This window comes from Xanthomonas dyei, from assembly GCF_002939865.1.
GTDB lineage: Bacteria > Pseudomonadota > Gammaproteobacteria > Xanthomonadales > Xanthomonadaceae > Xanthomonas > Xanthomonas dyei.
In genome coordinates this window covers 123,923-141,096 of the sequence record NZ_MDEE01000008.1, presented here as the reverse complement: position 1 = coordinate 141,096, position 17,174 = coordinate 123,923, and the positions used below count along the sequence as shown (strand labels likewise).

The 17,174-nt window shown below is 63.8% G+C and carries 11 protein-coding genes; 2 read left to right on the top strand and 9 right to left on the bottom strand.

Annotated features, from left to right (window positions below):
- Window positions 1-192: 192 nt before the first annotated feature.
- Both XdyCFBP7245_RS08235 and XdyCFBP7245_RS08230 read right to left on the bottom strand, forming a co-directional pair.
- Window positions 193-351 (bottom strand): DUF2256 domain-containing protein, encoded by a 159-nt coding sequence (locus XdyCFBP7245_RS08235; RefSeq protein ID WP_104615202.1) that lies wholly within the window; start codon window positions 349-351, stop codon window positions 193-195.
- A 130-nt stretch (window positions 352-481) separates the two neighbouring features.
- The gene (locus tag XdyCFBP7245_RS08230) at window positions 482-1,585 is read right to left on the bottom strand and encodes a type I restriction endonuclease (protein ID WP_104615201.1); all 1,104 of its coding nucleotides are present in this window, start codon (window positions 1,583-1,585) and stop codon (window positions 482-484) included.
- 245 nt (window positions 1,586-1,830) lie between these two features.
- Here XdyCFBP7245_RS08230 and XdyCFBP7245_RS08225 point away from each other — a divergent pair, with 245 nt between their 5' ends.
- Window positions 1,831-2,217, top strand: coding sequence for a bleomycin resistance protein (locus XdyCFBP7245_RS08225; protein WP_104615219.1), 387 nt, complete (start codon window positions 1,831-1,833; stop codon window positions 2,215-2,217).
- A 199-nt stretch (window positions 2,218-2,416) separates the two neighbouring features.
- On the opposite strand, the gene XdyCFBP7245_RS08220 is transcribed toward XdyCFBP7245_RS08225, so the two are convergent.
- The 6 genes from XdyCFBP7245_RS08220 to XdyCFBP7245_RS08195 form a co-directional block, all read right to left on the bottom strand.
- Window positions 2,417-3,889 carry a mannitol dehydrogenase family protein gene (locus tag XdyCFBP7245_RS08220; protein ID WP_104615200.1) on the bottom strand — a complete coding sequence of 491 codons (1,473 nt, stop codon included), beginning with the start codon at window positions 3,887-3,889 and terminating at the stop codon, window positions 2,417-2,419.
- 90 nt (window positions 3,890-3,979) lie between these two features.
- Window positions 3,980-6,673: a glycoside hydrolase family 3 protein gene (locus tag XdyCFBP7245_RS08215; protein ID WP_104615199.1), complete on the bottom strand. Its 2,694-nt coding sequence runs from the start codon at window positions 6,671-6,673 to the stop codon at window positions 3,980-3,982.
- A 2-nt stretch (window positions 6,674-6,675) separates the two neighbouring features.
- Window positions 6,676-8,382 (bottom strand): glycoside hydrolase family 43 protein, encoded by a 1,707-nt coding sequence (locus XdyCFBP7245_RS08210; protein WP_386261858.1) that lies wholly within the window; start codon window positions 8,380-8,382, stop codon window positions 6,676-6,678.
- Window positions 8,382-9,641, bottom strand: coding sequence for a D-mannonate dehydratase ManD (manD, locus tag XdyCFBP7245_RS08205; protein WP_104615216.1), 1,260 nt, complete (start codon window positions 9,639-9,641; stop codon window positions 8,382-8,384). The genes XdyCFBP7245_RS08210 and manD overlap by 1 nt, the downstream gene beginning before the upstream one ends.
- Before the next feature lie 11 nt (window positions 9,642-9,652).
- Window positions 9,653-11,617, bottom strand: a complete 1,965-nt coding sequence (locus XdyCFBP7245_RS08200) for a sialate O-acetylesterase (RefSeq protein WP_104615198.1) — start codon at window positions 11,615-11,617, stop codon at window positions 9,653-9,655.
- A complete protein-coding gene (locus XdyCFBP7245_RS08195) occupies window positions 11,614-13,779 on the bottom strand; it encodes an alpha-glucuronidase family glycosyl hydrolase (protein ID WP_386261860.1) in 2,166 nt (721 codons plus the stop codon). The genes XdyCFBP7245_RS08200 and XdyCFBP7245_RS08195 overlap by 4 nt, the downstream gene beginning before the upstream one ends.
- A 197-nt stretch (window positions 13,780-13,976) precedes the next feature.
- Here XdyCFBP7245_RS08195 and XdyCFBP7245_RS08190 point away from each other — a divergent pair, with 197 nt between their 5' ends.
- Window positions 13,977-15,044 carry a LacI family DNA-binding transcriptional regulator gene (locus XdyCFBP7245_RS08190; protein ID WP_104615197.1) on the top strand — a complete coding sequence of 356 codons (1,068 nt, stop codon included), beginning with the start codon at window positions 13,977-13,979 and terminating at the stop codon, window positions 15,042-15,044.
- Window positions 15,045-15,259: 215 nt separating this feature from the next.
- Here the strand turns inward: XdyCFBP7245_RS08190 and xylA are convergent, their stop codons facing one another.
- Window positions 15,260-16,597 carry a xylose isomerase gene (gene xylA, locus XdyCFBP7245_RS08185; RefSeq protein ID WP_104615196.1) on the bottom strand — a complete coding sequence of 446 codons (1,338 nt, stop codon included), beginning with the start codon at window positions 16,595-16,597 and terminating at the stop codon, window positions 15,260-15,262.
- Between the last annotated feature and the right edge of the window lie 577 nt (window positions 16,598-17,174).

Genomic DNA, 17,174 nt, shown 5'->3' with positions numbered 1-17,174 from the left:
CGTCGCCGAACGTCAGTTGCATGGATGATTCCTCAACACGAGGCGGGTAGTGTCGCGCATCTGCCGTGCTTTGTTCAGAGGTTCCTTAGTGGCGGGTACGGCGCGGCGCAACTTCAGCGGACGTATGCGGCATACCGATCCGAGCACCGCCCCTGCGTGTTCGCCGACGACGCAATCGGTCTGTCAGCTGCGCTAGGGCGCGGGTCGGTGCCGCTTGCTATCGCCGCGGCATCGGTCCGAGCAGTATTTCACCTCGTCCCAGACCTTCTCCCACTTCTTGCGCCAACGGAATGGACGCCCGCATTGCACGCAAACCTTCTCCGGCAAATCCTGCTTTTTGCGCATTGCCATGTCGATGGTGGTAACGCATGTGGTCGTGAACACGGAGGTCAAGCATGTCACAGGTCCACAAAAAAGTTGCTAGCGGAGCCTGAGGAAGGTAGATGAATTAAGAGAGGTGTCGACCTCCGCAAAGGAGCAACTACGCCTCTTGTGGTAGATAAGCAACAACCGCTTCCTTGATCCTGTCGGCTACACCATAAATATCATCAATCGAGCTGATATCGATCTGTTCCTCCTCCTTATTCTGATTGAATACGCCAATCCGCAACTTTTGAAGATTATTGAAGCGGAGTCTGCAAATAGGTTTTCGGTTGTTATCGTCAAGAAGAACTGCGCAATAGCTTTGTGCATCTCTCATGAAGACTCGCTTTCCAGGCACGAGTTCACGCACGATGGCGCGGACAACATGAAATCCCTCGATTTCCTCTGGAGTGGTAACTACCATGGCGTCAGACGAAAGGTTTGATGCTGCCGATGCAGCCTGCTCGGGAACAATAGTTGGAGTGTGCTCATTGATAGAAATTGCCTCGGGCGCCATCGCACCCTTCAGTCTTTCATTGATCCTTTCGCTGACAAGCTGCTCAAAGGCTCTGCGTGTAATGGTTGTGAACTGTTCTCGTATGGCAGGTGTGAAACGTCGACTTCCAATAAGCTCAGCTGAGACCAGTTTGACGAAATCTTCGGTTGGCTGATGCATCAATTCCGCAAGTCGTGTCTGAATGGCTCGCGTGTACTTTAATTCGTTGGCGGTCGTCAGGATCGTGTCAAGATCGAAAGCTGACTTGGCAAATTTCTTCAGTTCTTCAACGTCGCGATCCTTGAAGTCCAGCACGTTGAATTCGAAGAATGGCTTTTCATCCATCTTGTTCGGCTGCTCCAGGTCCGTAAAGAACCGATAGACCAAACCGTTTGTAAGCACTCCAAAACGTGCTGCGGTAACGTGGAAATAGCGGAAAAGTTGACTGGCGTGATTAATGCTTAACTCTGCTCCAGCTTTCTTGCATTCAAATAAAATTATGGGTTTTCCATCGCGAAGAATTGCGTAATCTACTTTCTCTCCCTTCTTCGTTCCGACGTCAGCTACGATTTCCGGTGTGACTTCTAGGGGATCAAAAACGTTGTAACCTAAAATCTGTATAAGAGGCATCACCATGGCATTCTTGGTGGCTTCTTCTGTCTGAATCAATGCTCGTGTTGTGCTTATGCGCGTTGCCAGAACACGTAATTGATCAACAAAATCCATGTGGCTTGCTCCGTTCCCCGTTGTTTTTGTCTTGTACCACAGCCTGCGTTGACATGGGAAGTCGCTAACTTTTAATAGATGAGTTCGCTTAGTTCTTTACCGCTCTCACAAGAGTGATCGCTCGGCCCTTCTCTATTGAGTAGCTGTGCTCCTGAGATGCCCGACATTGTCAGCAGCCCTGTCGTTATGTCAGTTGCTGGCGGTGTAGTCTTTAGCTGTCCAATTGCGTCATGAAAGAGCAAATCATGATCCAGCTTTCAGAGCATGACCAAACCATCCCAATCCTGCCCAGCCGCTCGATTGCGCAGACGCTGGCGTTCTATCGGCAGCTCGGGTTTGAGGGCGATGCGCATCCGCATGATGCGGGATACGCGATTGTGCGGCGTGGCACTGTGGAGCTGCATTTCTTTGCGCATCCGGATCTCGATCCAGCCGCTTGTTATGCGGGCTGCTATCTGCGGGTGGGTGATGTGGATGAGATCTACGCGGCGATGCAGTCGGCGGCACTTCCGCAGCGAGGCATTCCGCGGATCGACCCGGTGGGCGACAAGCCGTGGGGGATGCGCGAGTTTGCGATTGTGGATGAGAGTGGCAATCTGCTGCGGATTGGTCAGGTCATTGCAGCCGGGTAACCGGGCAGGGATTTGGGACGATGGAGCATCGGATTCGACTCCAGTCGACAGCGCTCGACGGCAATGCTGACGCTGGTGCTGCGTCAGACTGCATGCCCGCTGATCTGCCATCGCGTCAGGCAGTGGCGCATTGGGCAGCGCAGCGCTTTCAAATCGATAGACGACATGTCGCTGGCCGAAATGGCGCTCAGCGCATCCGCTAGACAATACGCATCGCGACAAGTGCTTTCTCCACGTCATGCGGTGTCGCGGCACCCAGCGCGGCATACGCGGTGGTCAGCGCTGAAGAAAACCGCACATCTGCAGACAACGGTGCGAACACGGCATCCAGCTTAAGGAACAAGGCGATATCGTGGCCGGCATCGCCGGTTGCGTCGCGTCCCAGCGCGCTGAGCACCTCGCTCAACGGATCGATCAGCGCGATACCGGTGTGCGCCTGCCGGCGAATGAAGTGCAGCCACGCGGCCACTGGCAGGCAGAGGCGATCGATCGGTTGGCCTGCAGCGAGCGCGTCGCCGATCGTGGAGAGCAGCCGCACCGGAAGCTTTTGCGAGCCGTCCCAGGCGATCTGTGCCAACAGATGGCGGATGGCGGGATTGCGGAACCGCGCAAGGATGGCATCGCTGTAGCGCTGCGCGTCGAAGCCCGGCATGGGCTGCAGGGTGGGGGCGATGTCCTGGCGCATCAGTGTTTCGACAAAAGCTGCCAATGGCGGCTGACGCATGGCGTCGGCCACTGTGTCGCGCTCCAGCAGACTGCCCAGGTAGGCCAGTGCGGAGTGTGGTGCGTTGAGCAGGCGCAGCTTGGCGCGCGCGTAACCGGCGATGTCGTCGCTCAGCACGACACCGGCGCGCTCCAGCGCAGGACGTCCATTGCAGAAGCGATCTTCGACAACCCACTGGGTGTAACGCTCGCGCTGGATAGGCCACGCGTCGGACTGACCGAGTTGTGCTTGTACCTGCTGGCGCACCGCATCGTCGGTGGCAGGGGTGATGCTGTCGACCATCGAACGCGGGAAGCTGACGTGCTGGTCGATCCACGCCGCAAGCGCGGGGTCGTGCCGGCCTGCAAGCGTCACCACCGCGCGACGCAGCAGGCTGCCGTTGTCGGCCAGGTTGTCGCAACTCAGTGCGGTGAACGGTGCGATGCCGCGCTGCATGCGCTGTTGCAGGCCGGCCACCAGATAGCCGATGGCGCTGCGGGGTGTGGCAGGGCTGGCGATGTCGTGCACGATATCGGGATGGCTCAGATCCAGCGTGTCGCCCGCCAGGCAGTAGCCTTTCTCGGTGATGGTGAGCGTGACCAGGCGCACCGCCGGGTCGGCGAGGCGTGCGAGCACGGCGGCGTGTTCGTCCGCAGCGCACAACACTTCGCGAATGGAGCCGATGACGCGCAGCTGCGGCGTCTCGTCGAGCAGGGCGAGTGTGTAAAGACCATCCTGCGGACGCAGGGAATCGCGCACCTGCGGGCTGTGCAGCGAGACGGCGCTGATCGCCCAACTTGGGTCGGTGGCAAGCAGGTCATCGATGTAGACCGCCTGATGCGCGCGAAAAAAAGCGCCGGCGCCCAGATGCACGATACCGATGGTGGTGGCTGCAGTGTCGTAGCCGGGCATGGCTACGGTGGGTGGCAGGGCGGCGAGTGTACTGCGTGACAAGCGTGGCGTTGGCATATGGATTCTGAGAAGGCTAGTGCCTGATGAGGATGTCTGGGGCCGTACCCTCACCCCAACCCCTCTCCCGGTGGGAGAGGGGCGAATTCATTACTTTTTGTCGATGGTGAAGGCTTGTTTGGCGCGGATGTCGCTGCTGGATGCACCAATCTGCACTTCATACATGCCCGGATCCACGGCGTACGACTTGCGCTGCTCGTCGTAGAGACGCAGGTCCGTCTGTGGGGTGATGGTGAAGCTCACCTCGCGGTGTTCGCCCGGTTGCAGGGTGATGCGCTGGAAGCCACGCAGCTCCTTGCCGGCACGTTCGCGTTGCGGTGCGAGTGGGTGCAGGTAGAGCTGCACCACTTCGTCGCCCGCACGTTGACCGGTGTTTTTCAGGGTCATGCTGGCGCGTAGCGTGCCATCGGCTGCGACGGTGTTGCGATCCAGGCGCAGGTTCGAATACGCAAATTGCGTGTACGACAGGCCATGGCCGAACGGGTACAGCGGTGTGCCGTTGAAATAGCGATAGGTGCGGCCGCGCATGGCGTAATCATCGAAGGCCGGCAAGCGCTCGTTTTTCTTGTAGAACGTGATCGGCAGGCGACCGCCGGGATTGGCTTGACCAAACAACACATCGCCCACCGCGCTGCCGCCGCGCTGGCCGGGATACCAGGCCAGCAGAATTGCGGGGATGTGCTGCTGCGCCCAATCGATGGCCAGTGCCGAGCCGGTGGTCAGCACCATCACCACCGGCGTGCCGGTGGCCTGCACTGCCTGCAGTAAGTCACGCTGCGGTTTGGGCAGGCGGGTGTCGGTGCGGTCGCCACCGGCAAAGCCGGGGTAGTTGACGTCCATCTCTTCGCCTTCGACATCGCCAGTGAGCCCGCCGACGAAGACCACCACCTCGGCGTTACGCGAGGCGTCCACGGCTTCCTGCAACGGTGGCTTGGCGCCGGGCATGCGCCAGGCCAGACGCACCCCGGCATCGCGGGTGGCTTCGTAATACTCCACGCGCAGGTCGTAGGCCTTGCCGGCTTCCAGGTGCACGCTGGCGTTGCCGCTGCGCATGCGCGGTGCGTCGCTCCACTGGTCGATCAGTAACTTGCCATCCAGCGATAGCCGCACGCCGTCATCGGCGGCGATCTGCAGTTCGTAATCGCCGGTGACCGGCGGCAACAACTGGCCGTGCCAGCGCACGCTGAAATCGTCTTTCTCCAAGGCCTGCCCGGGCTGCAGTTCGCCACGGCCCAGCGCATCATCGGTCGGCGCATTGCGGTCCCAGCGGAACGCGATACGCGGGTCGATACGAGTGAGCACCGGTTGCCCGGCCAAGCTGCGGCCCTTGAAGTATTCACCGGTCAATCCGTTTTGCTTGGCATCGGCGGCTGGACGCAGATAGCGCGCGTCGATCGGCGCGGCGGCGTTGGGGTCTTCGCGTCCTTCCACCAGATCGCTGCCGCGCGCATACACCACCTGCGCCTGTGGCGCCGCATCGCGAATACCCTGCAGGATGGTGACCGGCGCGGCAGGCGTGCCGTAGTAATTGCCCAGCAGCGACATCGGGTCGTCGGCGGTGGGGCCGACCACGGCGATGCGCTTGAGCGTGGGTTTGAGCGGCAGCAGGCCATTGTTTTTGAGCAGTACCAGCGATTCGCGCGCGGTGCGGCGTGCCAGTGCATCGTGCTGCGGCGATTGATTGCTGGAGGCCGGAATCTGTGCCCAAGGCACCTTGGCCGGTGGGTCGAACATCCCCAAGCGCATGCGCGTGGTCATCAAGCGCTTGAGCGAGGTATCGATGGTGGCTTCGTCGATCAACCCGGCGCGCACCGCCTTGGGCAATGCCGCATAGGTGTCGCCGCAATCCAGGTCGGTGCCGTGTTTGACGCCCAATGCAGCAGCAGCCTCTGGCGTGGGCACGATCTTGTGGTTCTGCCAGATGTCGCGGATCGCCGCGCAGTCGCTGACGATATAGCCATCGAAGCCCCAGTCGTTGCGCAGGATGCCTTCCAGCCGCGTGCTGGCCGAGGCGGACTCGCCGTTGACGCGGTTGTAGGCGCCCATCACCGCGGCCACATGGCCTTCCTGCACCAAGGCCTGAAAGGCCGGCAGGTAGGTTTCATACAGATCGCGTTCGCTGGGATGCACATCGAAGTGGTGGCGGTCGGCTTCCGGGCCGCTATGCACTGCGTAGTGCTTGGCGGTGGCATCGAGCTTGCGATACGCGCCCTGCTGCGCCTGCAGGCCTTGCACGAAGGTCACGCCCATGCGCGCGGTGAGAAACGGATCTTCGCCGTAAGTTTCCTGGCCGCGGCCCCAGCGTGGGTCGCGGAAGATGTTGATGTTGGGCGACCAGAACGTGAGCCCTTGGTAGCGCTTGTGCTCGCCGCGCGCTAGAAAGGCGTGATGTTTGGCGCGCGCTTCGTCGCTGATGGCGGTGGCCACTTCGGCCATCAGCGGGGTGTCGAAGGTGGCGGCCAGCCCGATCGCCTGCGGAAACACCGTGGCGCCACCGGCGCGCGCCACGCCGTGCAGCGCTTCGTTCCACCAATCGTAGGCGGGCACCTGCAGGCGCGGGATGGCCGGCGCGGCGTTCTGCATCTGCGCGGCTTTTTCGTCCAGCGTCATGCGCGACACCAGGTCGGCGGCGCGCGTTTCGAACGGCAGTTGGGTGTCCAGATACGGCGGCGGTGGCGGTGCGGTCGCCTGCGTGGTGGTGCTTGCGAGAGCAATCGCCAGCAGCAGGCCGGCGGTCAGGGCACGGCGCGGGGTGGTGGTGAAACGGGCAGAGTGCGAAAGCATGGTCAGTCCTCCTTGATGCGGTCGGGTTGCAACCGGGCGAAGGGCCCGATCATGCTGCCGACGAAGCCGCCGGCCTGTGCGGTGCTGAGCATGCCGGCGGCGTCGTCGCGGCGCAGCGATTGCCAGCCGGCGCCGGTGGCGTCGTAGTCGAAGCTGTACGCACCACCATCGCCACTGATCTGCAGACGCAGCTGCATGGTGGTGGCCGGGATGCGGGTACGCGCCAGCGTGGTGGTGGTGGCGCCGTCGCGCTTGTCGACAAACACCTCCAGTGCAGCGCCGTTGCGGCGCACGCCCAGCGCATACCACGCGTTGGCGTTCTGGAACGCGGCCAGCCCGGCCTGCACGCCGGCCTGCGTGGGCACCGCCAACGCGGTGCTGGCATGAAAGCGCGTGTGTTGCTGGCGACGCGCCACAAACGCGGGCGTGCCGCTGCCCTCCAGGCCTTGCGCGGTCGCATGCAGGGTCAACCAACCGACGCGTGCCTGTGTATCGGCCACCGCGCGTTTGGGTACGCGCAAGCTGAGCCATTCGCGTTGCAAGGTGGCGGCAGTGAAGTCGTCGTGCCAGGTGAAGTTGCCCGACAGCGGCGTCTGGTCGACAGGCGACTTTGCCCCCGCAGGTGCGTTGGCGATGGAAGGAATCGGTGTGCCGGCGGGCAGGATCGACGGCCAGCCATCGCGCCACTGCACCGGCAACAAGAACGTTTCGCGCCCGGTGTTGTAGCGCTCGCCGGAGTACGGCCGGCTGGCCAGAAACACCGCCCACCATTGTCCGTCGGGTGCTTCGACAAAATCGGCATGGCCGGCATTGCTGACCGGATGCGCACGCTCGGCGGGTAGGTCGCGCTGGGTGAGGATGGGGGTGTGCGGCGAGGGCGCATACGGCCCCCACACGTTGCGGCTGCGCAGCACCACCTGCGAATGTTGCGGCCCGGTGCCGCCCTCGGCGCACGACAGGTAGTACCAGCCGTCGCGTTGATACAGGTGCGGGCCTTCGATCCAGATCGGCTTGCTGGCCAGGTCTACGCCGCCGTTGAGCAGCACCTTGCGCGGGCCGGTGGGCTGATGGGTGGCGATGTCGAAGCGCTGCATCCAGATCGCGCGGTGGCCTTCGTACAACGGTGTGCCTTCCGGTGGGCCGTTGTTGAGCAAGTACGCGCTGCCATCGGTGTCGAAGAACAACGACGGGTCGATCCCTTCGATGCTCGGCAACCACGTCAGTGCGGACCAGGGGCCGGACGCGCGCTCGGCGCTGGCGATGAAATTACCGCCGCTGTCCACCGACGTGCCCACCACGTAGAAGCGCCCGTCGTGATGCCGAATGCTGGCGGCGAACATGCCGCGCGAGACGCCCAGGCCGTCGTAGTCGAGCTGGTCGGCACGTTCGACCACATGGCCGATCTGCGTCCAGTGCACCAGATCGCGGCTCTCGAACACCGGAATTGCCGGAAAATACGCAAACGTGGAATTGATCAGGTAATAGCGCTCGCCCACACGGGTGATGCTGGGGTCCGGATAGAAGCCGGCCAGGATCGGGTTGCGGTACTGACCAGCCGCCAGCGGCGCGGCGAACACCGCATCGTCGCCGCGATAATCGAACCAATCGAAGGCGACATCGGCAGTGATAGCGGCGCTGGCCTGCGCCTGCGCCACACCAGGCGCAAGCGCTGCCATCAGCACGCTCAGCGCTGCCGGCAACAGGCGCATCACCAGTCCCACATCGCGCCGTCTTCCAGGCGTGCAATCGGCAATTGCTTGGGCACATAGGGATACTTGGCAGCGAGTTCTTCGTCGATGTCCACGCCATGCCCTGGGGTTTCGCCGCAATGCAGGCGCCCGTCGCGGAACACGTAGTCGTGCGGGAACACCGCATTGGCTTCGTCGGAATGGAACATGTATTCCTGGATGCCGAAGTTGGGCACCCAGGTGTCGAAGTGCAACGCCGCGCCCATGCACACCGGCGACAGATCGGTGGCGCCGTGGAAGCCGGTGCGCACCTGATGCAGGGCGGCAAAATCCGCCAGCCGCCGCACATGGGTGATGCCGCCGGCGTGCACAATCGTGGTGCGGATGTAGTCGATCAGTTGCTGCTCGATCAGGTGCTTGCAGTCCCAGATCGAATTGAACACTTCGCCCACCGCCAGCGGCGTCACCGTGTGCTGGCGAATGATCTCGAACGCGCGCTGGTTTTCCGCAGGGGTGGCATCTTCCAGCCAGAACAGCCGGTACGGCTCCAGATCGCGGCCCAGGCGCGCGGCTTCGATCGGTGTGAGCCGGTGATGCGCATCGTGCAGCAATTCGATTTCATCGCCGTGATCGTTGCGCAGTTGCTCGAACAGTTTCGGCACCACACCGAGATAGCGCGGAGTGGACCACACGGTTTCGGTGGGCAGTTCGCTCTCGGCCGGCTCATAGGGCTTGCCGCCGCTGGAAATGCCATAGGTCTTCTTGATGCCGGGCACGCCGCATTGCGCGCGGATGGCGATAAAGCCCATCTCGCGGAAGCGGCCCACTTCGTCGCTGGTTTCGGTGATGTCGCGGCCGTTGGCGTGGCCGTAGACCAGCGCACCTTCGCGCGAGCGCCCGCCCAGCAGCTGGTACAGCGGCATGCCGGCCATCTTGCCCAGGATGTCCCACAGCGCCACGTCCACCGCGGCGATCGCGCTCATCGTCACCGGCCCACGGCGCCAGTACGCACCGCGATAGAAGAACTGCCAGATGTCTTCGATGCGGCCGGCGTCGCGGCCGATCAGGTTCGGCACCAGGTGTTCCTGCAGATAAGCCGCCACCGCCAGCTCGCGGCCATTGAGCGTGGCATCGCCCAGCCCGGTGATGCCCGAGCGGGTGCGGATCTTCAAGGTGACGAAGTTGCGGCCCGGGCAGGTGACGATGACGCGCGCCTCGACGATCTCGCGATCGCGGGCCGAGCCTTGCAACGGAGCAGGGGAGTCGGGAGTCTGTGACATCGTGGTCTCGCTCATGGGGAAGAAGCGGTAGTGATGGGAAGTTCGAACGGGCCGGCGGGCAGGCCGCTGCGGTCGTACAGCGTGCACACCGGGCTGTCGGCCCAGCAGTAGCGCACGCGCGTCGCGGTGATGCCGGAAGGAATGCGCAGGCTGACTTCGCGGCCCTGCAGCGTGGCGCTGGTGTAGCGGCAACTGTTGGCTGCCGCGGCGCAGACTTCAAAGCCGATCGGTGCGTCGTTGCCATAACTCAGCAACGCAGCATCCACGTCGTCGAAAGCGATGCGGATACTGTCGCCATCGCGCCGTGCGCTGCGCGACACCGGGCCGGATGGCGCAATCGCCTCGCCATACACCACATGCCGCGCTGCACGCGCCAGGCGCCGCCCAAGCTCCTGCTTGTTGGCTGGATGGATGTCGTAGCGGTCGCCGATGTCGATGGCCACCGCCAGGCCGGCATGCGCATCGTCGGCAACGAAGCGGCGCTGCGCCTCGCGCAACTGCGCCCAGCCGCTCTCCGCAGGTTGCGTGGGCGGCGCGCCGTAATTGGCCAGCTGCACAACCAGCAGCGGCAGCTGCGCACCGAAGCGTGCACGCCAGTCGCGCTGCCAGGCCTGCAGCAGCGCAGGGTAATGCGCCGCATCGCCGGCATTGGATTCGCCCTGATACCACAGCACGCCACGTAGTCCGAGCTGGCCAAGCGGGGCGATCATGCCGTTGTACAAGGTGGTCAGCCCGGCCGCCGACGACCACGGCGCGCGCGGCGGCGTGCCCAGTTGCGGCGATACGATCTGGTACTGCCACGGCGCATCCAGCGGCAACGTGCTGCCATCGGCAAACTGCAGTGCACGCGATGACGCATCGCCCAGCAACCCACCACGGCGATAGGTGTTGAGCACGTTGAGCACGATGCTGTTGCGCCCTGCATGCAGGTGGCCGCGCGGCAGCGTGTAGCGGCGCGCCTGATCGGCGCCGTAGCTGCTGCCCACGCCGCGTCCATTGACCCAGGTCTGGTCCAGCTCGTCCACCGGCCCCAGCAACAGGGTCGCTTCCTGCGCGGCCTGCGCTGCGGTCAGCTCAATGGTGGTGCGGTACCAGACCATGCCGTTGAAACCGACCAGCTGCGGCACGCCCCAGTCGTCCCATGCGCCCAGTGCCGCAGGTGCGGGTTGCCACGCGCCCGGCGCATCCGGCTGCCACGGCGCGCCGTCGCCATGCGCACGCCACCAGGTTTCCCACAACGTGCCCCAGCGCGGCGCGGCATCGGTCGGGCTGGTGGCGTAACGCGCCAACACGTCCAACGCCGGACCATCGTCGCCTGCCGCACGCAGTGCCTTGTCGCCGATCCAGGCCTGCATCTGCGAGCCGCCCCACGAGGCGTTGATCAAACCCATCGGCACCGCGACGGTCTTCTGCAATTCGCGTGCGAAGTAGTAACACGCCGCAGAAAAGTCCTTCACCGTTTCCGGCGTGGTGAGCTGCCACGCCGCCTCGCCACCGAAGTGTGTCTGTGGCGTGGGGCTGGATTGCGCCGGCACCTTGAACATGCGGATGCTGGGGTGATCGGCATCGGCAATTTCGCTGCGCGCATCCAGCGAGCGGTGCACCTGCAATTCCATGTTGGATTGGCCCGAACACAGCCACACATCGCCAATCAATACATCGCTCACCTGCTGCGTCGCGCCGTTGGGCGTGCTCGCCTGCAACCGGTACGGACCACCGGCCGGGTGTGCAGGCAGGCGCACCTGCCAATGGCCATCACGGTCGGCGCGTGCCTGCGCCTGCTGCGCATCCAGCTGCACGGTGACGCGTGCGCCGGGCGCCGCATCGCCCCAGACCTTGATCGGTGCATCGCGCTGCAACACCACATGATCTTGAAAGAGTGCATGCAGCAACGGCGTATCGGCCGCCTGCGCAGCGTTGCGCAGCATCGCCGCAGACAGCAGCACCGCCAGGGTCGTGATCACGCGCGTGCTCATTTCGGATTTCCTGGTGCGTAGGGAAATTTCAATGCCTGGTAATACGCCAGCGGATGCGCAGGCGGTACCACGCCGGCCGGCAATGCGCGCCCGGAGACGCTCTGAAAATAGGCAATGCTGGCATCGCGCCACCACTGCGCTTCGTCCTGCTGGATGGCTAAAAAATCGCCCACCTGCTGGTAGCGCGGCGCATCGATCTTGCCTGCCAGGCCTTGCCAGGTCGCACGCATCGCACGCACTTCGTCCACGCCATGGTCGTAATGCCACACCAGTTCATCCCATAGCGTCCGCCCGGAGGCCATGCGCCGGTCCCACGGCAAATGGTGAAACCACAGCAGTGACTGCTCGGGCACGCGCCGCACATCGCCGAACACACGCGCTACTGGCGCGGCGTATTGCGCCACCGCATTGCTGCCGCTGGCGCTGCGATCGAAGCCAATGCCGTTGCGATCGGCGCGGTGGTAATACACCGGGTCCCAATCCGGCCGTTCGCTGCCCGCATCCCACGGCGCGGGCCCGTAGTGATGGCCGCGCCCCATCAGGTGGTGCAGCCCGAGCGGGGTCATGTAATCCACCACCGCTTCGCGTGAGCGCAGCATCATGCCGACCACCGGCGTCACCACAGCAGGATCGTTGGACAGGGTCATGCGCACCCAGTCCTGCGCGATGGCCTCTGGCGACAACGCCGGATCCCACGCCAGCCGCCCGTAGGCGTACCAGTTAGCCTGATCGAACACCGAGCCGCTCCAGTTGCGATCCGCTCCGATATTGGCTACGCCGGCAATGCCGGTGAGGCGCGGACGCTTGCCGGCGTTGAACAGCGTGCCGTCCACCGTTTTTGCCACCGTCGAGCCCTTGCCGCGCGCATAGGTATCGGCCTGCAGGGTCTCGGCAAACAGCGTGCCCAGATACGCCAGATGGGTGGAAAAGCCCAGATACTCCTTGGTGATCTGAAACTCCGGCATCAGCGGTGTCTTGCGCATCGCACCGAACAACGGATGAAACGGCTCGCGCGGTTGAAAGTCGATCGCGCCATTTTTGACCTGCACGATCACGTTGTCGCGGAAGGCGCCGTCGAGCGGGACGAACTCGCTGTACGCCTGCTTGGCGCGGTCGTCCGGCTGCTCGTGCGAATACACGAACGCGCGCCACATCACCACGCCGCCGTGCGGCGCCAGTGCGTCGGCCAACAGGTTTGCGCCATCGGCATGGGAGCGCCCGTAATCCTGCGGGCCGGGCTGGCCTTCGGAGTTGGCCTTGACCAAAAACCCGCCAAAATCCGGAATGCGCGCGTAGATCTCGTCGGCCTTGGTCCGCCACCACTGCTGTACCTGCGGGTCCAGCGGGTCGGCGGTGCGCAGGCCGCCAATCTCGATCGGCGCACTGAAGCGCGCGCTGAGAAACACGCGGATACCGTACGGACGAAACACCGTGGCCAGCGCCGCGGCCTTGTCCAGATACTGCGGGGTCAGACTCCAGGCTTTGGCATTGACGTTGTTGAGCACGGTTCCGTTGATGCCCAGCGATGCGTTGGCGCGCGCATAGTCGGTGTAACGCGGGTCGAGGTAGCCGGGCAGGGTCTGCCAGTTCCACAACGATGCACCGGCATAGCCGCGCTCCACCACGCCATCCAGGTTGTCCCAATGATTGAGCATGCGCAGCTGCAAGCGCGGCGATTCGCGCACGTTCAGCGCGGTGATCGGCTGGCCGGTCTGCAGCAGGCGCAGGAAATGAAAGGCGCCATACAACGCACCGACATCGCTGCCGCCCACGATGGCGGTGGCGCGATGCCCATCCACACGCACCGTCTGGATCAGATACCCCTCACGGCCAAGATCGCCGGTTTTCAGCTGCAATGCGGCGATGTGCGGTCCGTTGGCGGCACCCAGCAAGAGTGCGCCATCGGCCGTCACCGTGGTAGCGCTCTGCAGCGCGTGGCCGAGCAAGCCCTGCACGCCGCGCGCCAGCTCATCGCGCGCCGCATGCAGGGTGGGCGAGTCGCCGGCAACCACCAAGGTCCGCGCGCTTGCCTGCAACTGCGCGGCATCGCGCACCGTGTGGTAGCGCAACCATAGTTCGTAGCCATCTTCGGCCCGTACCGGTGCCGCCGGCAATAGCACAGCGCCCAACAGCACCAGACACATCAGCGCCAACGCACGCATGCTTGCGCGAGTGCGTCCCATCGGCCAAGCGCTCATGCCGTACGCTCCGCTGCGGCACCAGCGCCTGCGCGCATCACCCCGCTCTGTCTGCTTCCCGGTACCATGACGTGCATCCTCATGCCCGCACCCGCTGTACGTGCACCGGCAGCAACACGCACACATCCGCCAACGTTCGTTCGCACTTGAAGAGGCCACGCTTGGAGAAGGTCAGGAAATCGGTCCGCCGCACCAGCCGCGCGACCACCATCGACGAGGTGGCAGCGTTGGCCAAGGTGTCGCCGATGACCGTTTCGCGTGTCGTCAACAACAACGGCAGCGTGCGCGACGCCACCCGCGAGCGCGTAATGCGTGCAGTCGACAAACTCGGCTACACCCCCAACCTGGCCGCAAGTGCGCTGGCTGCTGCGCAGAGCACGCGCATTGCGCTGATCTACAGCGACCCCAGTGGTGCGTATCTGCGCGAGTTGCTGCTGGGCGTGCTGCGGGTCGCCTCGCGCACTTCGATCCAGTTGGTGATCGATTGCTGGGACGACCTGGACGCCGATGCCGAACGCCGTGCCGCGCGCAAACTCGCCAAGGGTGTGGCCGGGGTGATCCTGCCTCCGCCGTTGTGCGAATCCCGTGCTGCGGTGCTGGAACTGGTGCGCGCCAAGGTGCCGGTGGTGGCGATCGCGTCCAATCATTTCAGTCCCGACGTGGCCTGTGTGCGCATCGATGAATTCGCTGCGGCCAAGGAGATCACCGAGCATCTGATCGCGCAGGGGCATACCCGTATCGGCTACATCGCCGGGCACCCCAATCTGTCGGCCAGCACGCGGCGTTTCGAAGGATTTCAGGCTGCGCTTGCGCAAGCGGGGCTGCGTCTGGACAAGCATCTGGTGCAACCGGGCGACTACACCTACCGCTCGGGTCTGCTGGCGGCCGAAAAACTGCTGGCCCGCAAGCGCCGTCCCAGCGCGATCTTCGCCAGCAACGACGACATGGCCGCGGCGGCCATCTCGGTGGCGCATCGGCGTGGGCTGGACGTGCCACGCGATCTGTCGGTCGTCGGCTTCGACGACACTTCCGCCGCCACTGCCGTCTGGCCCGAACTCACCACTGTGCAGCAGCCCATCGCCGCCATGGCCGATGCCGCGCTGGACATCTTGTTGAAGACGATTCGCGCCAAGGAACGCACGCCGAAGATGGTCGATCATGTGGTCGCGCACCTGCTGGTCAAGCGGGATTCGGTGGCCGCACCGATCGCAATCGGCCCGGCCGAATAAGAGCGGCTAGCGCACTACGGTGTTGCTGCAGGCGAGCGCTAGCCACGTGTTCCTGTCGCACGCATGCGGTGCGGTTGTCGGCGCAGCGATCCCGATCGCCGCGCCAGGTTGTCAGCCTTCTCGGTACCTCACGCGGTCGCGTGCATTACGCGGTGGCAATGCAGGCAGGTGTCATGCACGCGCAGCGCTACACGACGCGCGTGCGATGGCACACATCAACGCGTCAGGTACTGATTGATCAAGTTCTCATACGCTTCCTGGCGGCCGCTGATATGGGTCGGCACGTTGCCGGCCGCATGCTTGGCCACGTCCACCAGCGTGCTGGTGCCATTGGCGAAGTCCGCACCGGCGCCGCTGTCGAAGCTGGCGTAACGCTCGGCGCGCCAGGTTTCCAGCGGCGAGGAGGTCAGCAGCGCATTGGCCACTTCCAGACCGCGTGCGAACGCGTCCATGCCGCCGATATGCGCCATGAACAAGTCCTGCGGGTCGGACGATTCGCGGCGCACCTTGGCATCGAAGTTCAAGCCGCCCGGTGCCAGCCCGCCCTGCCGCAGCACCACCAGCATCGCGCCGACGGTGTCGTACAGGTCGGTCGGGAACTGGTCGGTATCCCAGCCGTTCTGCGGGTTGCCGCGGTTGGCATCGATGCTGCCGAGCAACCCGGCATCGCTGGCCACCTGCAGGTCATGCTCGAAGCTGTGGCCCGACAACGTCGCATGGTTGGCTTCGATATTGAGCTTGAAATCCTGGTCCAGGCCGTGCTGACGCAGAAAGCCGATCACGGTGGCGCTGTCGAAGTCGTACTGGTGCTTCATCGGCTCCATCGGCTTGGGCTCGATCAGGAAATTGCCCTTGAAGCCGATCGCGCGGCCGTAGTCGCGTGCCAGGGTGAGGAAGCGCGCCATGTTGTCCTGCTCGCGCTTCATCTGCGTGTTGTGCAGGCAGGCATAGCCTTCGCGGCCGCCCCAGAACACGTAGTTTTCGCCGCCCAATTCCACGGTGGCATCGATCGCAGCCTTGACCTGCACCGCCGCACGCGCCACCACGTTGAAGTCCGGGTTGGTGGATGCGCCATTCATGTAGCGCGGGTGCGAGAACAGGTTGGCGGTGCCCCACAGCAGCTTGATGCCGGTGTCGGCCTGGCGCTGCTTGGCGATGCCGACCATGTGGGTGAGGTTGCTTTCGTATTCGCCGATGTCCTCGGCATCCGGCGACAGGTCGATGTCGTGGAAGCAGTAATACGGCACGCCGAGCTTGGTGAAGAATTCGAACGCGGCATCGGCCTTGGCTTCGGCGCGACCCAGCGCGGTATTGCCCGCATCCCACGGATACGCGCGCGTGCCAGGGCCGAACGGATCGGCGCCGTTGCCGCAGAAGCTGTGCCAGTAGGCCACGGCAAAGCGCAGATGCTCGGCCATGGTCTTGTCGCCGATTTTCTTGTTGGCGTCGTAGACCTTGAACGCGAGCGGGTTATCGGAGTCGCGGCCTTCGAAGCCGATCTTGCCGATGCCGGGGAAATATTCCTTCGCGCCGATGAAAACGGTGTTGCTCATGGGGTGGATTCCTGCAGAAAGGGGGTGTCACGGGGGAGAGGGATGGCATCGACACACAGCGGTAATGGAACGCGTAACGGCCGGCGGCGCCGCGTCGCTGCAGCACATGCCGTAGGTCTGTGCATGCGTATTCTGCTTCGCGACGCAAAAAATGTTAGCGCTACCAAAAAGTCGACTGAAAAAAGCCGCGCCATACAGCGAAGCCCAAGGTGTCATGCCGATCCCAGCTGAAACGGTCCTGTGGACTTTACCCAGCCCGCCGCCGAAAGGCTTGCTGCGCTGCGAGATGCGAACTGTTCCATGGCTGCCGGATCTGGGGAAGCCGGTGATGTGCGTTGGCGTGCTGCCCTCACCCGCCCTTCGGGCACCCTCTCCCGCGTGCGGGAGAGGGACCACCAGGAGAGGGACCACCAGGAGAGGGACCACCAGGAGAGGGACCACCAGGAGAGGGACCACCAGGAGAGGGACCACCAGAAGAGGGACCACCAGAAGAGGGACCACCAGAAGAGGGACCACCAGAAGAGGGACCACCAGAAGAGGGACCACCAGAAGAGGGACCACCAGAAGAGGAGATCGC

What these genes read in the sequence shown, in the direction of transcription:
- XdyCFBP7245_RS08235 (WP_104615202.1), bottom strand. Translation starts at nt 351, where the DNA reads ATGGCAATGCGCAAAAAGCAGGATTTGCCGGAGAAGGTTTGCGTGCAA.
- XdyCFBP7245_RS08230 (WP_104615201.1), bottom strand. Translation starts at nt 1,585, where the DNA reads ATGGATTTTGTTGATCAATTACGTGTTCTGGCAACGCGCATAAGCACA.
- XdyCFBP7245_RS08225 (WP_104615219.1), top strand. Translation starts at nt 1,831, where the DNA reads ATGATCCAGCTTTCAGAGCATGACCAAACCATCCCAATCCTGCCCAGC.
- XdyCFBP7245_RS08220 (WP_104615200.1), bottom strand. Translation starts at nt 3,889, where the DNA reads ATGCCAACGCCACGCTTGTCACGCAGTACACTCGCCGCCCTGCCACCC.
- XdyCFBP7245_RS08215 (WP_104615199.1), bottom strand. Translation starts at nt 6,673, where the DNA reads ATGCTTTCGCACTCTGCCCGTTTCACCACCACCCCGCGCCGTGCCCTG.
- XdyCFBP7245_RS08210 (WP_386261858.1), bottom strand. Translation starts at nt 8,382, where the DNA reads ATGCGCCTGTTGCCGGCAGCGCTGAGCGTGCTGATGGCAGCGCTTGCG.
- manD (WP_104615216.1), bottom strand. Translation starts at nt 9,641, where the DNA reads ATGTCACAGACTCCCGACTCCCCTGCTCCGTTGCAAGGCTCGGCCCGC.
- XdyCFBP7245_RS08200 (WP_104615198.1), bottom strand. Translation starts at nt 11,617, where the DNA reads ATGAGCACGCGCGTGATCACGACCCTGGCGGTGCTGCTGTCTGCGGCG.
- XdyCFBP7245_RS08195 (WP_386261860.1), bottom strand. Translation starts at nt 13,779, where the DNA reads ATGCGTGCGTTGGCGCTGATGTGTCTGGTGCTGTTGGGCGCTGTGCTA.
- xylA (WP_104615196.1), bottom strand. Translation starts at nt 16,597, where the DNA reads ATGAGCAACACCGTTTTCATCGGCGCGAAGGAATATTTCCCCGGCATC.